Genomic DNA, 20,085 nt, shown 5'->3' with positions numbered 1-20,085 from the left:
CGCCTAAACGTGGATGTCTAGCAAGCTGCCAATGATTTCATTGTTTTTCTCTATGACAGACGCGCCAACTCGGTTATAACCAGCGGCTTGTGCTAGGTTGATGAGAGATTCAACTTTTTGAGAGGGAAGGCTAGGTGTTGAGGCTGTTATTGCGACATCCGCAACCGCAGCTAAATCGATGTTGTGATCAGAAAGCTCTTCTTTTACCTTACTTACATTATTGTAAATGCCATGTGCAGCTTTCTCGGCCATTTGTTGTGACATCTGAACGATGTGGTGTCCAGATTGAATTCCCGATACAGGCATATCACTACTCCCAACATTATGATAGTGAGAGCATAGGTGGAGTTTATAAAACGTTCAGGTGTTTTATATCAATGACTTGATTAGGCAAACAGTTTGGCAAGCATTTCTCTTTCTTCACCAGATAGAACCGGTTTTTGCGCTTTATTTAGTTTCACGCTGATCTCACCTTGTAATGACTTTAACTGACTTGCCGTTAAATCACTGAGCTTTTGTTTAAGTTCATTAAATTGTTGTGCGTTCATCTCAATACCTTCGTCGTGATTCGGTTTATCCGTCGTTGCCCGAAATTCTTCATCCTTTGGATACAACATATTTATTCAACCAAAATAGATTAGAATTTGATCGATTGCTTTTTGTCCGAATATTGTCAAGGTGTGTTAAGTGATACGTCAGATTTTTCCTAAGAAGGTACATAATTACCCACTTTGGGGTAGATGGAAGCGTAAAAAGAAAAAGGGAAGCGATATAGCGCTTCCCTCTTACATATGGTTTGAATGTTACTAACTTACCCTGACGGCAAACTTACTAGCAAGTGAATGAAGCTCTGGGAGCATGCGATAGATAAGATGAAGTTGCTGCAATACCATGCGGGCAGAGCTGTCGTCTTCATCGCGCCATTCGTTTAAGCGTTGCTCGAGTCCAGCATCATCAATATTAGATAGGTCACACTCCTCACAATGCTGGTGAAGCTGTTTATGAAGTACATCCAGATGCTGATGAATACAACGGTGAGCATCTAAAACGAGTTTATGAATTGACTCATCTTCGATGCGAGTTCTGTGCGCGCCTAATGCAGAAATATAGTTCAACATTGCGTGATTTAACGTTAGGAAGCGAAAACTTTCATCAACAGCTGCGCGATATTTGCCAGGCTCCGCCAGCATCGTACTAATCGCAGAAGAGAGTGAGGCATCATTATTGTGGGCTTGGCGGCGAGCGATACGGTAACTCAAATTGTCTTTCTTGCCGATTCTATACTGACCAATGATCTGATCGAGATACTGCTTGTTTGCCTCTATCGCATCCGACATAACTTTGTGAAGCCTTCTCGACTGCCAGTCGGGCAAAATAACTAATACAGCTCCTACTGCAAGTACACACCCGATGAGGGTATCTGCTAGTCGAGGAAGGACAACTGCGTAACCTTCACCTAGTTGATTAAATAAGAAGAGGACGAGCAGTGTAATAAAACCAGTCGCGTACCCATAGTTGTTCATCCGGAAGGCGAAAAACATCACACCAGAGATAACGATAAATACTAACTGGCTTTCTTGAGAAGGGAAAAAAGTCAGCAATGGTACACCAATCAACAAACCAGCTAATGTACCTATTACTCTTGCCGTCAATTTTTGGCGAGTGGCACTGTAGTTCGGTTGGCATACGAATAAAGTGGTTAAGAGTATCCAGTAACCTCGGTCGATGTTGAATATTTGAATGATTCCATAGCCAATCGTTAAGGCAATTGACATACGTAATGCATGCCGAAACAGCATCGAATCTTTGTGTAAATTTGCTGATATACGCTGCCACATCGCTTTTAGCGTGTGTGGGTTGGTATCGGCGAGAGTATCTTCTTCGAGGCCTTCAACATCTGGGTTGTTAATGTTATTAAGCTGTTTTTCTACCGTCGCTAAGTTATTGAATAAATATGTTAACTGCATCAGAAGACGTTTCCAGTGCCCTTGCTTTTGTTCTTCTAGATAAGCAAGAGAGTTTTGTACTTCAGCTAATGCCAGAATAGATTGATCGGTATGGGAGTATTCATTTCCTAGCTGAATGGCTAGTGCAATATCACGACACGCTTGGGCTTGAGACTCCAAAAGATATTTAAAACGAAACAGCACATCAGAACGTTCAAATTCGGTCGCTAAATCCTGATAGCGATAATGGCTAGAACTGACTCGTTCGTGAATGTCTTGAGCGATGAAATAAATATTTAAAAATCGGTCACTAGGCCCATCAATGTGACCCCGTTTCGATCGGTTAAGTAATGTGGTTTTACAAGCGTTTAGTGCCGTAACCGTGGCAGCATTGCATTTTGCAGCTTCAATCCGTAGCGGTTGTGGCGTCAAGTTGGTCACAGGGTGAAAAAGCTTGGCTTTCGCATCAAGATAATTCGCCATTTGGAAGAACACATTGGCTAAGCTTTGTTGCACCGGTTGAAGAGGCCAAAATATCTGCCAAATCATGGACATGAAGTAATACCAGGCGGCACCAGTCAAAAGCAGTAGTGGCTGAAACCAAATGTCGGTGCTTTCATGTGCGCCAAGCATAGTATAAATAGCGATCAGCAACGAACCAAAAGCAATACTCGCGTACTTAGGACCTATCGCCCCAAGAATGATAAAACCAAAGGTTGAGATAAATAACCCTAATGCAAATGCCCAAGGGGTGTCGAACAAGATTTCAATTGAGAAAGCGGCGAGCGCAAAACAGAGAAAGGTCAGAATCAGCGCCTTGATGCGCCCAGTGAAACTATCATCACTCTCTGCCAAAGCAGCAGCAATAACGCCCAGTATTAGCGGCGTGATCAGCGTGTTTTGCTCGAAGTACCAAGTCGGGATAACTACACCCAGTAAGGTGATTAGGATAAGAACGCTGTAATTTATGGTCTTGTTTGCCCAATAGAGCCGAAATTTAGAAGTTGCTTGCACAATGCGCCTTATGTTTCCGATGAAGAACGGGGGAATACTACCAAACCCACTATAGCGCGTTTATGATTTACTTTAAGAAAAATTCGTTGTTGCTGATAAAATCAACAGGGATGTCATTGACTTATACTAAAGCAGCCACGCAATGTGTCTATAATTGTAAAGTCAGCTTCAAATAGAATGAGCTTTAGGTTACTAAATCGACAGTAATGTGAATTTTATTAAAGAATAAAAGAAGATGCTTACTTAGGTGCTCGCCATTGCTACAATTTGGCGCCTTAAAATGATATAAATCGACAACTTCTAAATTAAAAGGCGCACGTTTCATGCAGCTCACTGCCACTAGCAAAGCACAGTTTTTTATTCAAAATGAGTACCATCACGTCGAAATAAAAGAGAACAGTGTTTTATTAAGCTCAATAGGCAGTGAAGAACATATTCCTTTTACGATCTGGAATGGCAAAGTTAGCGTAAAGCGTGGGTTGTTATGGAGCTCTTTGCAGTTTTTTGCTCATGAGCACGAAGGCAAACAACAAAGTTGGCTAGTACAAGGACTACCGTGGCCACAATGCCGTAAGTTTGCTCTTGAAGCTGTTCGTCAGTATCAAGAATGGCACAACACTCAGTGCCGAAAACTGGCTGAGTATCTACCTAAGTGGGAAGAAGAGCTTTACAAACTAAAGCACTTGCCCGCTTACTTATCGCATTCTCAAGTGGTCTCCTGGGTTGAAAGTCTTAACCAAGAGTTAAGCGAGATGAAAACCACCCTAGAAGAAGCCAAAATGCGAATGCCGAATCGTATGTCGCAAATAGAGCCTTGGCTCATTGATACCTCTGAGGCGCTTGGTGAGCGTAATCGCGATTGGCTAGAAGCAGAACGTCCAAATTGGGAAGTGCTGTTTAATCAAATTGAATCCTCTCCTTTGAATTTATCCCAGCAATATGCGGTATTACTCAACGACGACCACAACTTAGTTCTTGCTGGTGCCGGCTCGGGCAAAACCAGCGTTTTAACCGCACGAGTTGCCTATTTGTTGCAAAGCCATCAGGCTCAAGCAGAAGAGCTTCTCATGTTAGCGTTCGGTCGTGATGCGGCGACTGAAATGAAAGAACGCTTAGTAGATAAAGTGGGCATGGCGGCAGACGGTGTGCGCGTCAACACATTCCATCAGTTGGGCTTGTATATTCTTAAACAAGTCGAACAGCAACCTGTCGAAATTAGTCCTTTAGCGTTGGACGAAAATCAACGAACAGCATGGTGTGTAGACTGGTTGAAAAAACATTGGATGACACCCACCAACTTTAAACGTTGGCAAAAACATTTAGACAAATGGCCGATTGCGTACCTAAAAGGGGATGATGAGTTAGGAAGCCATTCAGAAAATCCAAAACTGATCGCTTGGCTAGATTCGCAGCTGTCTCATTTAGCGGCGGTGGGCTTGACCAAAAAGCAAGTACAAGAAAAGCTCGTAAACCACCAAGACTATACGCGTTTAAATAGTGAACTCGCCTTATGCTGGCCATGTTTTACAGCGTGGCAGAAAATGCTTAAAGAAAGCAACCAAGTGGATTTCCCAACCATGATCAGTCGTGCGACAGATTATGTGAATAAAGGGAAGTTTGTCTCGCCATGGCGCTTTATTATGGTCGATGAGTATCAAGATATCTCTCCAGATCGTCTGGCATTGATTGAAGCACTGTGTGAATCCACTCAGAAACAAGCAGGTGCCACGTTATTTGCTGTTGGCGACGATTGGCAAGCGATCTATCAGTTTGCAGGAGCGGATGTCGATCTTATCACTGGTTTTAAAGAACGCTTTGCTCACTCAACCGTTCATCACTTAGATACAACTTATCGTTTCAACAATCAGATTGGTGATGTAGCGAATACATTCGTGCAGCAAAACCCATCGCAGTTGCCGAAAACACTAAACAGCCACAAACAACGCAAGCAGAAGAGCGTACATACCGCGCCGAGCAATCAAGTGGAAAAGATCTTGGACCACTTGAATCAACAAGCCAAGCAAACCAAGTCAGTTTTATTGCTAGGACGTAACCATTATCATAAGCCCGATTTGTTCGACGATTGGTTGCGACGTTTCCCTAATCTCGATATTCGCTTTATGACTTGCCATGCGAGTAAAGGACGCGAAGCTGACTTTGTGATTATTCTTTCTGTGGATGAGGGGCAATTCCCCGCTAAGAAGAAGCAAATTCACATTGATGGTGCGTTGACGGAGTCCAAAGACAAATTCCCTTACGCAGAAGAGCGCAGGCTATTTTACGTGGCGATTACACGTGCGAAAGAGAAGGTTTGGATTACGCATACTGGTGCGGGATCTGCATTCGTTCAAGAGCTCGTTAATGGTGACTATCCCATCGTGACTTCTCGTTAAATGCAACGTTTAGAATGTTAAAAACAGTAAAGGCGATACTTGGTATCGCCTTTGCTTTATTTGGTTAGCATCAAAGCTTACATGCGCTCAGCAAGATAGGCTTCGTAATCCGGCACTTCGATGTCTACTTCTTGCTCAAGAAGAGGGGAGTTAAACAGGAACTTAGCGGTGGCTCGGTTCGTTGCTACAGGAATATTCCAAACACTAGCAATACGAAGAAGCGCTTTAACGTCTGGGTCGTGAGGTACGGCATTCAGTGGATCCCAAAAGAAAACGAGAACGTCGATTTTGCCTTCTGAAATAAGAGCGCCTAGTTGTTGATCACCGCCCATCGGACCACTGATCATGCTCTTGATCGCAAGTCCAGTTTCTTTACTTAGCATGTGTCCTGTCGTGCCAGTTGCGTAAAGGAAGTGACTCTGTAGCTTTTCTTTGTTTTCTTTTACCCAGCGAAGTAGCTCAGGTTTGCAGTTGTCGTGAGCAACCAAAGCCACATGTTTATGGGTTGGCATGGTACGAATGGTTTTTTGCATCAAGATGTTTCCGTTTGTATGATTTTAAAATTGTTGTGACTCAATAGAACACGTTTTTGGTCTTTCAATCAACAGCCTTAACACGGAATGTCGGCCTATATTCTGACGGAGATAACGATTCTTCGATCGTGTCGTCATGAAGCGTCTTCGGAGTCAGTGGTTTGATGGTTGGTGAGGCATGTTTGTCATACGTTTTACCTCTTAAGTAATGCGTTGCTTGCATCATGGAAAGCCGACCTTGCTGCACCATTTTATCTGTTGGTGCGAAGAGCACTTTGTTACGTAACAGGCCTCGATATACACCATGACTTAAGTACACAGAAACTAGACCGATCTCCTCAGCTTTGCCGGCACTGCGCAGCTCACTGATGGCCGCTTCAATCGCCACTGCACTGCCAACAATGTAATCTATATTTCCCATATCGATCACACGTTGAACTAGGTTACGTTGTAACTCCTTGTCGTTGTCTGCCCAAAATGAGTCAACAATGTTGATATCACTTCCTTGTATCGCTTCATAGAATCCGGCAGTAACGGGTTTCGTACCACCACGAGTTCGCGGCCCCAAAAGTAAGGCAATGTTGGTTTTTCCTGACCCCTTTGGATGGCGAGCTGCCAAATATTGACCCGCTTCGTATCCCATCCAATGCCAGTCAACACCGACAGTCCCTTTTAGCAACTCACTTTGTTCTTCATCCAAGTCGAGTTGGTTCACAGTAGCAAAAACGGGAGTATTCCCCACCCAATTTTTAAGTGAATGCTCGTAAGCCTGTGGGTCCACGGTCCCAAGGATAACCGCATCTGCTCCCCATTGGTTACACAGTGCGAGTTGTTGTTCTTGACGGGTTTTGTTTGGGTAGCCGCCCGCTTCAAGGACTCGTAGCTCGACACCTTCTCTTTTCGCTTCGGACACCATTCCATAGTTTACTGACAACCAGTATGAATCCTTTAGGTGAGGGTATATTGCACATATTTTCTCTGCGGCAACCGCTGGCAAAGAAGCAACTAGGGTTAAAATGGCTGCAGAATGTTTGAAAAATGTGCGAAATGCGTGTTGATTTTTAACCATGAAATGAAGTTCGTTGGCATAGATTAAGTAAACACTGCAAAATATAACGTAATATGTCGCTGAACACGAACATTAAGGTCATGAAAATATGCTGCTAGCAACTGCAAGCATCGGTCGTAAACTTTTGTTGTCTTTCATTGCGATGGCAATACTGGTCATGTTATCGGCACTTATTGGTGTGTCTGGATTTTCTTTGGTTGCCAAAACCGAAAGAAATGTCGTGGATTCTGCGATTCCCGCCATGATTGAGGCGAGACAAGTCTCTGAGTTGAGTACTCGTATTATTTCGTCTGTACAAATGTTGTCGAACGCAAGAAACGAGCAGGAAAGAAAGGAGTCAGGGCGAGTGCTGTTCGAACAGCTCGAGTCTTTACTCACTCACATCAAGGAGCTCGGGAGTGAGTCGTTCGATTCTCAATTGTTAGAAGCTTTAGAGAATAACGTCCAGAACGTTATCGACAATTTGGCAGAACTCGGTGTTTCGGTTGAAAAAAAGCTGTGGCTTGCAAAAGAGATAGATACTCGTGTTGAAGAAATGCGTCTGCTCAGTGAAGAGCTAGAACAACTAACTCGTACGCAAGTTCAGAATACAAGCACCATTGCTGTTGCTAACGTCACGCATATTTATGACTTATTAGAATCGAATAAAAAATCGCAAGTTTATCAGGCGCTAGATGCACTGGTGGAGGTCGATCTTGATCTGACTGAGCGATTGCATGAACTGCACTTGTTGGCCTTTAAAATGTTGAATCAGATTGAAGAGGCTCGGACATTAACGAATATTGAGCGAATTCAACAGGTTCAAAGTGATTTCGATAGCAACCTCAAAATCATGCAACGCCGTGTACTCGCTGTGGAAGATCCTACGCGCTCTAAGCAAATGAGCCAACTGCTCATAGAGCTTGGTAAGCGTCAGGTCGTATTTTCTATACTGATGCAGCAATACGAGAATAACGAACAGTCACAACAGCTGATGCAAAAGACATTAGAGTTGTTCTCAGAGCTTAATGGCACGGTCAACAAATTGGTTGATGATTCAAACAAAACCACTACCGTCGCTGTAGACCAATTGACCAGCACACTGAAATTCGCTCAGTGGTCTTTAACCGTTATTTCAATTGTTGGTTTGATTGTATTGGTGCTGATTTTATGGCGTGTGGTGTACCTTTCTGTTGTGAAGCGGTTAGCTGAATATTCCGCTGCGTTGCTGTCTGTGGCGCAGGGTAACTTAGCGGTTGAGTTGGAAGTGAAAGGCAAAGATGAGTTGGCGCATATGGGGCAGGCCATCATCACGGCTCGTAATACCGCGCAAGCACTAAAAGTGGTAGCAGAGGGTGAAGCTCAAGCCAAGCGAGAGCTTGAGGAGCATAAAGAGCATTTAGAAGAGCTCGTTGAGCAGCGCACTTCGCAGTTAAAACAAGCAAACCGCCGTTTGAATGAAGAGGTTTTGAATCACGCTAAAGCTCGCAAGCAAGCAGAGCAAGCGAGCCGAGCAAAATCGGCATTCTTGGCGACGATGAGCCATGAGATAAGAACGCCAATGAACGGAGTGTTGGGGACAGCACGCTTGTTGATTGACTCAGGCCTCAACCCAATTCAAAAGCGTTATGCGGAAATCATTAATCGTAGTGGTAAAACGTTGCTCGCGATCCTTAATGATGTACTGGATTACTCCAAGATTGAAGCGGGGCATTTAGAAATTCGTCACATGGGCTTTGATTTACACCAAATGGTGGAGGACACTTTCCAGTTAATGAACAGTCGAGCACAAGAGAATAAGCTGCTGTTCTCCTACCATATTGAAAGTGATGTTAGTCGCTACTGGAAAGGGGATGTCACCAGAATCAGTCAGGTGCTGAACAATCTCGTTGGTAACGCGATTAAGTTCACTGACGAAGGAGAAATTGATATCTACGTTAGCCTGAACCCTGAGGACGAGTCGCAAGTCCTGTTTGAAGTATCAGACACTGGAATAGGAATTGCCAAAAAATACCAGAGAACGTTGTTTGATGCCTTCACGCAAGCTGAAGGTGGGATGAGCCAAACTGGAGGCACGGGGCTTGGACTTGCCATCAGTAAGCGAATCATTGAAGCGATGGGCGGTGTTTTAGAAGTTGATTCCGAAGAGGGAAATGGTAGCCGATTCTGGTTCTCTATTCCGTTAGAGGAAAGCGAACCTGTTGAAACAGGAACCGTGGCAACCGCACGTTGCAAAGTGAAAGCAAAGGTCTTGCTAGTAGAAGATAATGAAGTCAACCGAGTGGTCGCGGAAGGTTTTCTAGAAAGCATGGGGCACCAAGTCGTGATGGCAGAAAACGGCTCACAAGCAGAGCAACTGATCAGCACACAAGATTTTGATATCGCTTTGGTCGACATCAACCTCCCTGATTGTGATGGAACTGAGTTGATCCAACGCTTAAAGCGGATTGAGTGTGATAAGCCGGCCAATAAAGCGCTTGCCGTCACGCCAATGATTGCAGTGTCTGCGCACGTTTTTGCGGAAGAAGTTGAGCGCTATCTAGCCGCTGGTTTTGACGGATACTTGCCTAAGCCATTGGCAAAAGAGGCACTCGCGGCATTGATCCAGGATGCGCTAGACGGAAAGCCGTTGTTGTTGCCACAAAATGCCGACTGTACCCCGTTTGATCAAATTTCGCCTCAAGAGCAAGAGCTACAATCAAAGGTCGTTCAAGCACCCCAAAAAAAGGAACCCGATGTGGTTATCATTAATCCGAGCGTGATTGAGTCCGATATGAAAATCTTGGGCAGAGATAAGATGTTGCACATTATTAATCTGTTTAGATCCACCAGCACTGATGTATTAAGCAAACTGCAAGCGTCTGCTGAGGACAATGATAGTAAAGAAGTAAAGAACCTTGCCCATAAATTAAAGGGCAGCGCGGGAAGTTTAGGACTAACTGCATTAATGAACGCTTGCCAAGCAATTGAAGCCGCGGCTCAACCTTTAGATACCTATAATGCGACTAAAGATGATTTAGTTTCTCAAGTGTCTGCATCAATTCAAGCTCTGGATGAGTTAATGGCGAAGTAATCCATCGAGCATTGAAAATAAAAAAACCTCCGGCTTTCCGGAGGTTTTTTCTATTCGGTCATGTCATCTTCCCACTCGAATCGAGTGTCTAGGGCATAAGGGTCATCATCAAAAGGATGTTCCACTTTGCCACGCAAGTATTCGAGTTGATGCTCAAGCATATTGACCGTTTCGTAGTCTCCCTCAGAACAAGCAACGTAAATCTGTTGTTCAAGAGCGGCAATGTTATCTCGGATACCCATGAGAACCCCCTTAAATCATCATCGATTCTCAAAACGATTATAGTCAAGTAATCCAAATTCGATCGGTTGTTTTGTACGGTACCAATTGTGTAAACGATCGCTAAATGACCAGAATTTTTCTGAGCTTCTACGAATCGCAAAATTATCCAATAACTTAACGTAATCGGACTCGTTTTGGATGGCACTAAATTGATCGACAAAATCTTTTACTTGGTTTTCGTTGATCGAGAAAAATGCCGCAGGGTAGCTTCCCACAACGCCGCGTACAATGGTCATGTCATCGTTAGCAAAGTCACGGTTACTTTCTTCATCAAACAAGCTAGAGATGTTTGTGTGTGCATTGTTGTGAAGTAAGGTGAACAATTCATCTTCCCCTGATTTACTTCTCACCATAAGCATAGTGATTTGCGGAACGGTTTTCAGGCCTTCACCACGAACGTGGTCAATGCGTTTTAGTTGTTTTTCATTACTCGCAGAAAGAGCCGTATCTTGAATTTCGTAGCGAGGCAGAAGCACACCTGAGACATGTTCTCTCAAGAACTCCACCAACTCCGTTTTTGGATCGTCACTCTTATACTGAACGCTGGTTGGTTGGTTAAACGGCTTCACATTTCGTTGTAAAAAGTCACTCAACTGCGGGCTTTGATCTTTATACCAGCTAGATTGAAGTTCATGGCGCATATCGGCGGGTAACAACGAGATAAAGTTACTTTCGCCTTCTAGACGCAAGAAGTCCATAAACATTCGTGTCATGAGCTGATGGCCGAAGTTACCGTAAACGTCAAACCCAGCAACAAGCAAATAGTGGATACGCTCTAGTAGCGCGTAGTCAAGAATCCACACTGTTTTAGGCTGCTCACCAACTAACCCTTGAACAACAGAAGCACTATCAAAATGGCGGAATATCGTTAATGCCGCATTATGGTTGGTGCCATTACCATCCCAAATTACATTGGTGGATAGGTTTTCACCTTCTTTAAACCAGTTATTAGTGAACTCAGATTTAGCCTCTAGGTAGCGAGCTTGTTGACGCGCGTACTTGACCCAGTTGGTAACAGGTAGCGTGTTACTTTCTTGCTCTGCCGGTAGTTTTAGATTATCAGCCTGAGATCGGTAAAACTCATTTACTTCTGGGATGTCTGCTTTATCTGGATCAAGGAAAAACACCCAAAAGCGATCATTGATAACATTCAATGCCAGTTGGCCACGACAAACTGGGCCTTTGATGTATGCCATTATTGTATTTTGTGCATTATCTAGCATGAACTTAAAGCGCGACTTCACTGGAAGGTCGATGAATGATGTCATCGGGTTTGCAGCAACTTCTGGTTCATAACTCGGTAGCTGACTAACCATGTAATCAGCATCAATAAACCAAGTTTTCCAGTTCTCTATGCGTTGCTTGTTTAACGCGAATGGCATGTGAGTTTTATCTACTATGGTCCCTTGCTCTGGAATAATTCGATAAAACACACGTTCAACCCCTGGATCATCGTACGGGCGACGCGTTGAAATACGTTTGACGGGCTGTCCTGGTGGTGTAGCAGAGCGGACGAGCGTGAAGAATCGGGGATCTTCATCGAGTTCCGAAAAGTAGAGATGAGATAAAAACAAATGCTCATATATATACCTAGCCATCAGCTGATTTTTCAAATCAGAGTGGTTAAGTAATGCTTCGTACTTATCTATTTGCGCTTGCTCTTTCTCACTAACAGGTCGGTGAACGTTCATTATTGCGCCGTTTTCCAACCAAGTCATGAGTGTGTGGTATTCACTGTTTGATAGATTTGGCATACCAAAAGGCATGCCCCAGGTTGGGTTATCCTTTTCGTATTGCTCGTATTCTTCAATCGTTGGACAGGTTTGCTCTCGGTCTATCGAAAAGTCAAAGCCTTCTAACTGGACTTGGTCAGGCAATGGGTGGCGCTCTTTTTGCTGTAGCAAACGTGCGATAAGGCCTGCGTCAATGTTGGCTGCCATGCTTTGATCACGTTCGTTGAGAACCGGATGAAAACCCGCATCGCGCCACTCTTGGGTTGTTTCTGCATCTTCGAATAAGCGTGTTGGTGCTGCGGCTGTGAGTCTTGTTCCTTCATATACCAGTGCTTTACTCGCACCACGGTCAATGCCTTCAACAGAAGAGAGCTTAAGCTGACATGGTGCATCGTAGCACGCGTGGCAGACGACACAGCGGTTATCCATAATGGGTTTAACTTCGCTTTGGAAGAAGTTTGCTTGAGGGGTTTCCACGTCAACTGTGCGTTCACGCACGAGCTGTGGACCAAACAGTTGGTCATAGTTAAGACCAGCATAGGTTGCACAGCCGGCAAACAAAGTAGCAATGCAAAGTGTAAAAATTAAGCGCAAATTCATTGAGTTATTTTACGTGATTCGAATTTGCATTAATTAAAGCAAAATAAGCGGTCAATTACCAAAAGTTGGGCCAATTAGCGTTAATTTTTCTGTTGATTGTCTGAGCGCTTGAAAATGTAACCCTGGCGGTGGACTGTCTGAATTCTGTCTGTTGGAACGCCTTCGTGAACTAGACGCTTTCTCATTCTGCTCATGTGCATATCGAGTGCTCGATCATGTTCAGTAAATTCACGTTTTAGTACTGTTTCGTAAAGAAAATGCTTACTAAGTACTTGATCTTGATGGTGAGTGAGAGTTTGCAGCAGCTTAAATTGAATGCTTGTTAACTGAACAGATTTCTTGTTTGGCAAGTAATTGAGTATCACAGAGTGAGTGCGCTTATCTAGTAATAGCTCCTCATCATTATGGTGAACGCCGTTGTGTTGGCATTGGTAAGTTTTTCCATTTGAAACCTTGGAGTCAAGCACGCGGGCACCTTAATTATTAATGGTAGTAAAACGTATTATCATTAATATTTATATAAAAGCAATCAGGTACTTTATGGGCACTGTGATATGCGTAGACAATCTTAATATTTGAGATTAACAGTAGTGATGAATGGTGCGATGGCGCTCTGAACTAAAGTGCTATTGGAGTGCGTATTAGCTACAAATAACGGTGTAATGTTAGGCGAAGATAGAAAGAATTCTCATTTAGTAAATTCGCTTATCCGCTATTTGTGAACTATACATTCTGTTGCAGGAAGCACTTTTCTAATACACACAGAGGTTTATATGACAGCGAAATATGGCGTTAAACGCCGATTAGCGATTCTTGCCGCCGCTTTAATCGGTGCGACAAGTAGCAGTATCGCAGCAGAGAAACCAAATATTCTCGTCATTTGGGGTGATGATATTGGCCAGTCCAATCTCAGTGCTTACACGTTTGGCTTGATGGGGTACAAAACACCAAATATAGACAGTATCGCCAAAGAAGGCATGATGTTCACTGACTATTACGGTGAGCAATCTTGTACAGCGGGCCGTTCTACTTTCATTACGGGCCAAACCGTTCTTAGAACAGGTTTGAGTAAAGTGGGGCTTCCAGGTGCTGATCTTGGCTTGAAGGAAGAGGACGCAACCATTGCCGAAATGCTGAAGCCGATGGGCTATATGACAGGGCAATTTGGTAAAAACCACTTAGGTGATAAAGATGAGCACCTTCCTACTAATCACGGCTTCGATGAATTTTTTGGCAACCTTTATCACTTGAACGCCGAGGAGGAGCCAGAAAACGTCGATTATCCTAAAGATCCTGAGTTTCGTAAAAAGTTCGGTCCGCGCGGCGTTATCCGTTCGTACGCTGATGGCAAAATTGAGGATACAGGACCTCTAACCCGCAAGCGCATGGAAACCGTGGATGAAGAGACGTTAGATGCGGCACTCGACTTTATGGATCGTGCAGTCAAGGCTGAAAAACCTTTCTTTGTCTGGTGGAACGCAACTCGTATGCACTTCCGTACTCATGTGAAAGAAGAGAACTCTGGAAAAACAGGTATCAGCGAGTATGCAGATGGTATGGTCGAGCATGATAACCATGTAGGTCAGCTACTGAAAAAAGTGGATGATTTGGGTATTAAAGACAACACAATCGTCTTTTACTCCACCGATAATGGCCCACACATGAACTCGTGGCCAGATGCAGGTACAACGCCATTCCGTGGAGAGAAAAATACCAACTGGGAAGGTGCGTACCGAGTTCCTGCGATGGTACGTTGGCCGGGTAAAATTAAAGCTGGCTCTGTTTCGAATGATATCATGCATCACATGGACTGGATGCCAACGTTCGTTGCTGCCGCGGGTGATGACAATATTAAAGAGAAATTGCTCAAAGGTTATAGTGCGAATGGTAAGAAATTCAAAGTTCACCTAGACGGCTATAACTTCCTACCATATTTGACTGGTAAAGAGGATAAGGCCCCACGAGAAGAAATTTTTTACTTCTCAGATGATGGAGACTTAACTGCACTTCGCTATAACAAATGGAAGCTGGTCTTTATGGAGCAACGAGCAAAAGGTACGTTGCGTATTTGGGCTGAACCATTCACCACACTTCGTGTTCCTAAGATCTTCAACTTGCGTATGGATCCTTACGAAGTGGCTGATATCACTTCTAACACTTACTACGATTGGATGCTAGACCGTGCTTACATGCTTGTTCCTGCGCAAGCTTACGTAGGCAGATTCCTTGAAACGTTTAAAGAGTTCCCACCAAGGCAAAAAGCAGCAAGCTTCTCGCTCGATCAAGTGATGGAGAAACTAAAAGAGAACCCAAATAAGTAGGAAAAGCTAAGTGAAGTATCACATATAGAAAGAGGCTCATTAAAATGAGCCTCTTTTTTATCTGTAAAATTCTATCTATTCAGGTTTGTAGAAAGCTTGATGACGAAAACGCCTAACGCTTCAATTGACAAGAGTTATAAACAAATTGGTTCGTAGTGGGCTGCCGTTAAGTTGGCTTTGATTTTTTCACGTAGAGCGATGTGGGCTGGGTTGTTTACCTCTCGCTTATGGTAGACGAACTTGTAAGGGATAGAGCGTATCGAAATGGGGCAGGGCAAAATTTGAAGCTTGAGCGCTTTGCTCCACTTGTTTGCAAAAGATTGAGACACGATCCCTAAACTGTCTCTTTGGGCGACATACAGCGCCATGCCCGCTAGCGAAGATGTGATCAAGTCGACTTTTCTTTCTTGAATTGTTTCCTTTGCTAGTTGCTCGAACCCCGACATGTTGTTCCATTTTCCTGAAAATAAACAGTGAGTTTCCTCATAAAATTGCTCTTTTGTGAGCGTGCCATGTACACGGGGATGGTTCTCACTACAGATAACCACGGCTTCTTCCTCATAAGCATCTTCAATAATAAACGCTGCATCTTTCGTGATCACCGTATCGATTACTAGATCGACTTTTTGTTGTCTTAACAGCTCAAATAATAGGAATTTTTCGGGTGGTGATTCATAAAAAATAGTGTTCTTTATCGGGTCCATAATGTGCAACAAAATTTCCGAACAACACACTTCAAAATGATTTTTATCAGATATCGCATTGTCAATAATATTAACCGCTTGCTGGAATTGCGGCAGTAATTGATAAGCGGTGGAGGTTAGTGCGATCCCTCGTCCTTTTTTAACGAATAATTGCTTATCTACGACTTGCTCTAAACGCTTTATTGCAGCGCTCACAGCAGGTTGTGTAAGCCCTAATTGTTCCGCGGCTTTTGTATAAGATTGAAACTCCGCAACAACAAGAAAAGTTTGGATCAAATTCAAGTCCATAACGTCACTCATAAATTTAATTTATAGGTTAACTAATTTTGACTGCATTTATCGCCTTAAATTAGTGCTTTATCTTATATCAACAATGGTATTGAAAAGCGAATACCATTTTTTACGCACTAGCGAACTCTTGGAGATAATATGAAAAATGCGACCAAAACGAGCAGTAAAAAACTCGTACTTAACGCATGTACGTTAGCTTTGGGCGCTGCATCTGCAGTTGCACATGCAGCAGACAAACCCAACATTCTTGTCATCTTTGGTGATGATGTTGGTTACTGGAACCTTAGTACCTACAACCAAGGCATGATGGCGTACAACACGCCAAACATCGATAGCATTGCTAAAGAGGGTGCGAAGTTCACTAACTTCTACGCACAGCAAAGCTCGACAGCAGGCCGTTCTGCATTCATCACTGGTCAAATGCCAAAACGTACAGGTCTATCAAAAGTGGGCTTACCAGGCGCTCCGGAAGGTATCTCGGAAAAAGATCCGACGATTGCAACCGTGCTTAAGCAAATGGGTTACGCAACCGGACAATTTGGTAAGAACCATTTAGGTGACCGAGACGAGCATCTTCCTACCAACCACGGTTTTGATGAATTCTTCGGCAACCTATACCACTTGAACGCAGAAGAAGAGCCAGAGAACGTGGATTACCCTAAAGACCCGGAGTTCAAGAAGAAATTTGGCCCTCGTGGCGTTATCCATTCTTACGCTGACGGCAAAATCGAAGATACCGGTCCACTAACGCGTAAGCGTATGGAAAATGTTGATGGTGAGTTTCTTGATGCCGCAGAGAGCTTCATAGAAAAGCAAGTAAAAGCGGACAAGCCGTTCTTTACTTGGTTTAACACCACTCGCATGCACAACTTCACACATGTTCCTGAAGAATACCAAGGTAAAACAGGTGCCGGTTTCTACGCGGATGGTGTTAAGCAGCACGATGACCAAATCGGTCAGCTACTTAACAAGATCAAAGAGTTAGGTGTGGATGACAGTACAATCATTGTTTACACCACTGACAACGGCCCTATGGTTGATTTGTGGCCGGATGCAGGGATGACACCGTTCCGCTCAGAGAAAAACACTGGCTGGGAAGGGAGTTTCCGTGTGCCAATGTTGATTAAATGGCCTGGAAAAATTGAGGCAGGTAAAACATTCAACGGCATGATGTCATTAGAGGACTTTTTCCCGACACTAGTTGCTGCGGCAGGTGATACCAAAGTTAAAGACGAACTGCTAAAAGGCAAAAAAGTTGGCGATATGGACTACAAAGTTCACCTAGACGGTTACAACCAACTGCCATATTTAACGGGTAAGTCAGACAAATCCGCACGAAATGAGTTCGTTTACTGGAGCGACGACGGCGATCTTGTGGCATTGCGCCAAGGAAAGTACAAGTTCCACTTTATGATTCAAGAGAATGAAACGGGTATGGATGTATGGCGTAAGCCGTTCACTAAACTTCGTGTGCCACTGATCTTTGACTTGAGCATTGATCCATTTGAACGAGGCGATCAAGGCATGGGTTATTCTCGTTGGATGTACGAGCGTTCATTCTTAATGATGCCAGCAATGGATACAGTGAAAGAGGTGATGGGTACATTCAAAGAATTCCCGCCTCGTATGGAAGCAGGTTCGTTCGTACCTAAGTCTTCTAAGTAAATTAAGATTATATAGCGCTTTTTGGAGCGCTATATACCCAAATAGCTTCACTTTTGCTGTACAGCGCTCACGAGGTTATTTGGGTATATGTAATAGTGAGAAACGTATGAGTAAGATTTCCCCTCGCCATTCTACTACTATGCCTATTGTTCCTCTTAAAACGGCGTCTAAAGCGCCGGTTCTGGGCGCGTATGACCGTCGATTCCATGTGATGGCAAAGCCAGGCGGAGCAAAGTGCAACATCGATTGTCAGTACTGCTTTTATCTGCATAAAGAAAATCTACTGCACCAAGAAAAGCAGCCAAAAATGGACGACGCAACACTGGAAGCGTTCGTGAAAAGCTATATCGAAAGTCAGGATGGCGAAGAAATTGTATTCTCATGGCAGGGCGGGGAGCCGACGCTGCTTGGGTTGGACTATTTCCGCAATGTCGTAGCTTTGCAAAAGAAACATCAGCCGAAAGGCGTTCGCATTGAAAACGATCTTCAGACCAACGGCATTTTGCTAAACGATGAGTGGTGTGCGTTTTTAAAAGAGCACAACTTCCTAGTTGGCTTGTCGATTGATGGACCACGAGAGCTGCACGACAAATATCGCAAAACCCGCAGCGGTAAGCCAACGTTTGATCTCGTGATGAAAGCGGTAGATAAGCTCAAAGCGCATGGCGTGAAATTCAACGCGTTGGTCACGGTGAATCGTCACAATGCGAAATACCCGCTCGAAGTATATCGATTTTTAACCCAAGAATTGGGTGTGACTTATATTCAGTTTGCGCCGGTGGTAGAAGCCAACAACTTCCAAACAACCGCGCCGCAGTTTTGGAACGAACAGATGATCCCAACCAAAGGCAGTGATCTGGCTAAACCGGGGCATCCAATGTCGATTGTAACGGATTGGTCAGTCGATCCTGAAGACTGGGGACGCTTTTTAATGGCGACCTTTGAAGAGTGGGTGAATAACGATCTTGGCCGTGTGTTGGTTAATCTGTTTGAAACCGCGGTGGCGCAAGTAATGGGGAAACCGTCTCAGCTTTGCATGACGGCGGAGTTTTGTGGCAAAGGGTTGGCGATTGAGCACAATGGCGACGTGTTCAGTTGCGACCACTATGTGTATCCAGAATACAAACTCGCCAACATTCATGAACACTCACTGAATGAAATGGCCTTCTCTACAAGACAATATACTTTTGGCATGGCAAAACGCGATTCATTGCCGACGTATTGTAAGCAATGCCCTTACTTGCCTTATTGTTGGGGTGAGTGCCCCAAAAACCGTTTGATCAAAACGCCGAATGGTGAGAGTGGTCTAAACTATTTGTGTTCGGGAATCAAAATGTTCTTTGATTATGCGTTACCGATGTTGGTTGGTCTTGCACAACTTCTCCAATCTCAAGAACCGCAAAGATAACATAGTGAATATAACCTTAAGTTATTTCATTTGTTCTTATACTTAACTATCGAAAAGACGGCTTAAACCATTGAAAAGGTATCCTATGAACCACGCACAACAAGCGATAAAAGAACTCATCGAACAAACAGAAAAAAGCGTCATTGGACAAAGCCACGTGGTTCGAGCTTTAGTCATTGGGTTATTAACAAATGGGCATATTCTGCTAGAAGGTTTACCGGGAACGGCAAAAACACGTTCCGTAAAATCGTTGGCGAACTTGTTAAACACCAGTTTTGGTCGAATCCAGTTTACACCGGATCTTTTACCATCTGACGTGACGGGTACTGAGGTTTATCAAGAGCTGGATGGTAAGCCGCAACTCCATTTTCAGTCAGGGCCAATTTTTAACAGCATTGTACTTGCTGATGAGGTCAACCGTGCACCAGCCAAAGTACAAGCGGCACTGCTTGAAGCCATGGCCGAAGGCACAATCACGGTAGGCGATAAAACTCACGTATTGCCAGACTTATTTATGGTGCTTGCAACGCAAAACCCAGTAGAGCAAGAGGGCACGTACCCACTGCCAGAAGCGCAAATGGACCGCTTTATAATGAAGGTTACCGTCGATTATCCAGAAGATGACGCCGAACGTGACATCATTCGTTTGGTGCGCAGTGAAGAATTGGGTGCGGAAACCAGCAGCGAAATTGTTACGCCAAAACACATCGAGCCAGACGTGATGCTAGAAGCGCGTCGTCAGTTACCAAACATCGTGGTATCAGACCTAGTGGAAAACTACATCGTTGCGTTAGTGATGGCGACTCGTAAGCCAGAGCGTTATGCCGATTCAAACTTAGCAAAATGGATTGAGATTGGCTCTAGTCCTCGTGCTTCCATCGCACTCGACAAATGCGCTCGTGCGTATGCGTGGATGCAAGGACGTGACCATGTGACTCCTGACGATGTGCGTGCCATGGTTCCGTCTGTATTGGGCCACCGTTTTTCTTTGACCTACGATGCACTAGCAGACGGAGTCGATCACCAACGAGTCGTACAAGAGCTGCTAGATTGTGTAGAAATTGGGTAAGTGGG

Annotated in this window: 15 protein-coding genes; 6 read left to right on the top strand and 9 right to left on the bottom strand. The window is 44.1% G+C overall.

Annotated features, from left to right (window positions below; genetic code table 11):
* Positions 1–3: 3 nt before the first annotated feature.
* From R7P36_RS03835 to yccS, 3 genes are all read right to left on the bottom strand, one after another.
* The gene (locus R7P36_RS03835; protein ID WP_017635368.1) at positions 4–306 is read right to left on the bottom strand and encodes a hypothetical protein; all 303 of its coding nucleotides are present in this window, start codon (positions 304–306) and stop codon (positions 4–6) included.
* Positions 307–386: 80 nt separating this feature from the next.
* Positions 387–617, bottom strand: a complete 231-nt coding sequence (locus tag R7P36_RS03830; RefSeq protein ID WP_005376575.1) for a hypothetical protein — start codon at positions 615–617, stop codon at positions 387–389.
* 189 nt (positions 618–806) lie between these two features.
* Positions 807–2,960, bottom strand: coding sequence for a YccS family putative transporter (gene yccS, locus R7P36_RS03825; protein ID WP_213899162.1), 2,154 nt, complete (start codon positions 2,958–2,960; stop codon positions 807–809).
* A 323-nt stretch (positions 2,961–3,283) separates the two neighbouring features.
* Here yccS and helD point away from each other — a divergent pair, with 323 nt between their 5' ends.
* The gene (helD, locus tag R7P36_RS03820; protein WP_005376572.1) at positions 3,284–5,353 is read left to right on the top strand and encodes a DNA helicase IV; all 2,070 of its coding nucleotides are present in this window, start codon (positions 3,284–3,286) and stop codon (positions 5,351–5,353) included.
* 77 nt (positions 5,354–5,430) lie between these two features.
* Here helD and R7P36_RS03815 read toward each other — a convergent pair whose 3' ends face one another.
* Entirely contained in the window at positions 5,431–5,886 is a 456-nt protein-coding gene (locus R7P36_RS03815; protein WP_005376571.1) for a methylglyoxal synthase, read from the bottom strand.
* 64 nt (positions 5,887–5,950) lie between these two features.
* A complete protein-coding gene (gene torT, locus R7P36_RS03810) occupies positions 5,951–7,000 on the bottom strand; it encodes a TMAO reductase system periplasmic protein TorT (protein WP_258659335.1) in 1,050 nt (349 codons plus the stop codon).
* Positions 7,001–7,043: 43 nt separating this feature from the next.
* Here torT and torS point away from each other — a divergent pair, with 43 nt between their 5' ends.
* Complete coding sequence (torS, locus tag R7P36_RS03805; protein ID WP_213899161.1) at positions 7,044–10,007, top strand: TMAO reductase system sensor histidine kinase/response regulator TorS; 2,964 nt, start codon at positions 7,044–7,046, stop codon at positions 10,005–10,007.
* Between the two features lie 50 nt (positions 10,008–10,057).
* Here the strand turns inward: torS and R7P36_RS03800 are convergent, their stop codons facing one another.
* The 3 genes from R7P36_RS03800 to R7P36_RS03790 all read right to left on the bottom strand — a co-directional run bounded on the left by R7P36_RS03800 (position 10,058) and on the right by R7P36_RS03790 (position 13,089).
* Positions 10,058–10,249: a hypothetical protein gene (locus R7P36_RS03800; RefSeq protein ID WP_005376565.1), complete on the bottom strand. Its 192-nt coding sequence runs from the start codon at positions 10,247–10,249 to the stop codon at positions 10,058–10,060.
* An 18-nt stretch (positions 10,250–10,267) separates the two neighbouring features.
* On the bottom strand, positions 10,268–12,622 hold the full coding sequence (locus R7P36_RS03795; RefSeq protein ID WP_318122017.1) for a fatty acid cis/trans isomerase: 2,355 nt from the start codon (positions 12,620–12,622) through the stop codon (positions 10,268–10,270).
* An 80-nt stretch (positions 12,623–12,702) separates the two neighbouring features.
* Positions 12,703–13,089, bottom strand: a complete 387-nt coding sequence (locus R7P36_RS03790) for a winged helix-turn-helix domain-containing protein (protein ID WP_213899159.1) — start codon at positions 13,087–13,089, stop codon at positions 12,703–12,705.
* A 306-nt stretch (positions 13,090–13,395) separates the two neighbouring features.
* Here R7P36_RS03790 and R7P36_RS03785 point away from each other — a divergent pair, with 306 nt between their 5' ends.
* The gene (locus tag R7P36_RS03785) at positions 13,396–14,943 is read left to right on the top strand and encodes an arylsulfatase (protein ID WP_005376560.1); all 1,548 of its coding nucleotides are present in this window, start codon (positions 13,396–13,398) and stop codon (positions 14,941–14,943) included.
* A gap of 134 nt (positions 14,944–15,077) precedes the next feature.
* Here the strand turns inward: R7P36_RS03785 and R7P36_RS03780 are convergent, their stop codons facing one another.
* Positions 15,078–15,935 (bottom strand): LysR family transcriptional regulator, encoded by an 858-nt coding sequence (locus R7P36_RS03780; RefSeq protein ID WP_017635364.1) that lies wholly within the window; start codon positions 15,933–15,935, stop codon positions 15,078–15,080.
* A 141-nt stretch (positions 15,936–16,076) separates the two neighbouring features.
* On the opposite strand from R7P36_RS03780, the gene R7P36_RS03775 reads away from it, so the two are divergent.
* The 3 genes from R7P36_RS03775 (at position 16,077) to R7P36_RS03765 (ending at position 20,080) form a co-directional block, all read left to right on the top strand.
* Positions 16,077–17,603 (top strand): arylsulfatase, encoded by a 1,527-nt coding sequence (locus tag R7P36_RS03775; protein WP_213971545.1) that lies wholly within the window; start codon positions 16,077–16,079, stop codon positions 17,601–17,603.
* Between the two features lie 106 nt (positions 17,604–17,709).
* The gene (locus R7P36_RS03770) at positions 17,710–19,011 is read left to right on the top strand and encodes an anaerobic sulfatase maturase (RefSeq protein ID WP_213971544.1); all 1,302 of its coding nucleotides are present in this window, start codon (positions 17,710–17,712) and stop codon (positions 19,009–19,011) included.
* Between the two features lie 85 nt (positions 19,012–19,096).
* The gene (locus R7P36_RS03765) at positions 19,097–20,080 is read left to right on the top strand and encodes a MoxR family ATPase (RefSeq protein ID WP_318122016.1); all 984 of its coding nucleotides are present in this window, start codon (positions 19,097–19,099) and stop codon (positions 20,078–20,080) included.
* The last annotated feature ends 5 nt before the right edge of the window (positions 20,081–20,085 follow it).

This window comes from Vibrio sp. 397 (genome assembly GCF_033339395.1).
Lineage (GTDB): Bacteria > Pseudomonadota > Gammaproteobacteria > Enterobacterales > Vibrionaceae > Vibrio > Vibrio alginolyticus.
Note: the sequence above shows the minus strand (reverse complement) of the source record. Positions and strands in the feature narration are given on the sequence as shown.

What these genes read in the sequence shown, in the direction of transcription:
- R7P36_RS03835 (WP_017635368.1), bottom strand. Translation starts at nt 306, where the DNA reads ATGCCTGTATCGGGAATTCAATCTGGACACCACATCGTTCAGATGTCA.
- R7P36_RS03830 (WP_005376575.1), bottom strand. Translation starts at nt 617, where the DNA reads ATGTTGTATCCAAAGGATGAAGAATTTCGGGCAACGACGGATAAACCG.
- helD (WP_005376572.1), top strand. Translation starts at nt 3,284, where the DNA reads ATGCAGCTCACTGCCACTAGCAAAGCACAGTTTTTTATTCAAAATGAG.
- R7P36_RS03815 (WP_005376571.1), bottom strand. Translation starts at nt 5,886, where the DNA reads ATGCAAAAAACCATTCGTACCATGCCAACCCATAAACATGTGGCTTTG.
- torS (WP_213899161.1), top strand. Translation starts at nt 7,044, where the DNA reads ATGCTGCTAGCAACTGCAAGCATCGGTCGTAAACTTTTGTTGTCTTTC.
- R7P36_RS03800 (WP_005376565.1), bottom strand. Translation starts at nt 10,249, where the DNA reads ATGGGTATCCGAGATAACATTGCCGCTCTTGAACAACAGATTTACGTT.
- R7P36_RS03795 (WP_318122017.1), bottom strand. Translation starts at nt 12,622, where the DNA reads ATGAATTTGCGCTTAATTTTTACACTTTGCATTGCTACTTTGTTTGCC.
- R7P36_RS03785 (WP_005376560.1), top strand. Translation starts at nt 13,396, where the DNA reads ATGACAGCGAAATATGGCGTTAAACGCCGATTAGCGATTCTTGCCGCC.
- R7P36_RS03780 (WP_017635364.1), bottom strand. Translation starts at nt 15,935, where the DNA reads ATGGACTTGAATTTGATCCAAACTTTTCTTGTTGTTGCGGAGTTTCAA.
- R7P36_RS03775 (WP_213971545.1), top strand. Translation starts at nt 16,077, where the DNA reads ATGAAAAATGCGACCAAAACGAGCAGTAAAAAACTCGTACTTAACGCA.
- R7P36_RS03770 (WP_213971544.1), top strand. Translation starts at nt 17,710, where the DNA reads ATGAGTAAGATTTCCCCTCGCCATTCTACTACTATGCCTATTGTTCCT.
- R7P36_RS03765 (WP_318122016.1), top strand. Translation starts at nt 19,097, where the DNA reads ATGAACCACGCACAACAAGCGATAAAAGAACTCATCGAACAAACAGAA.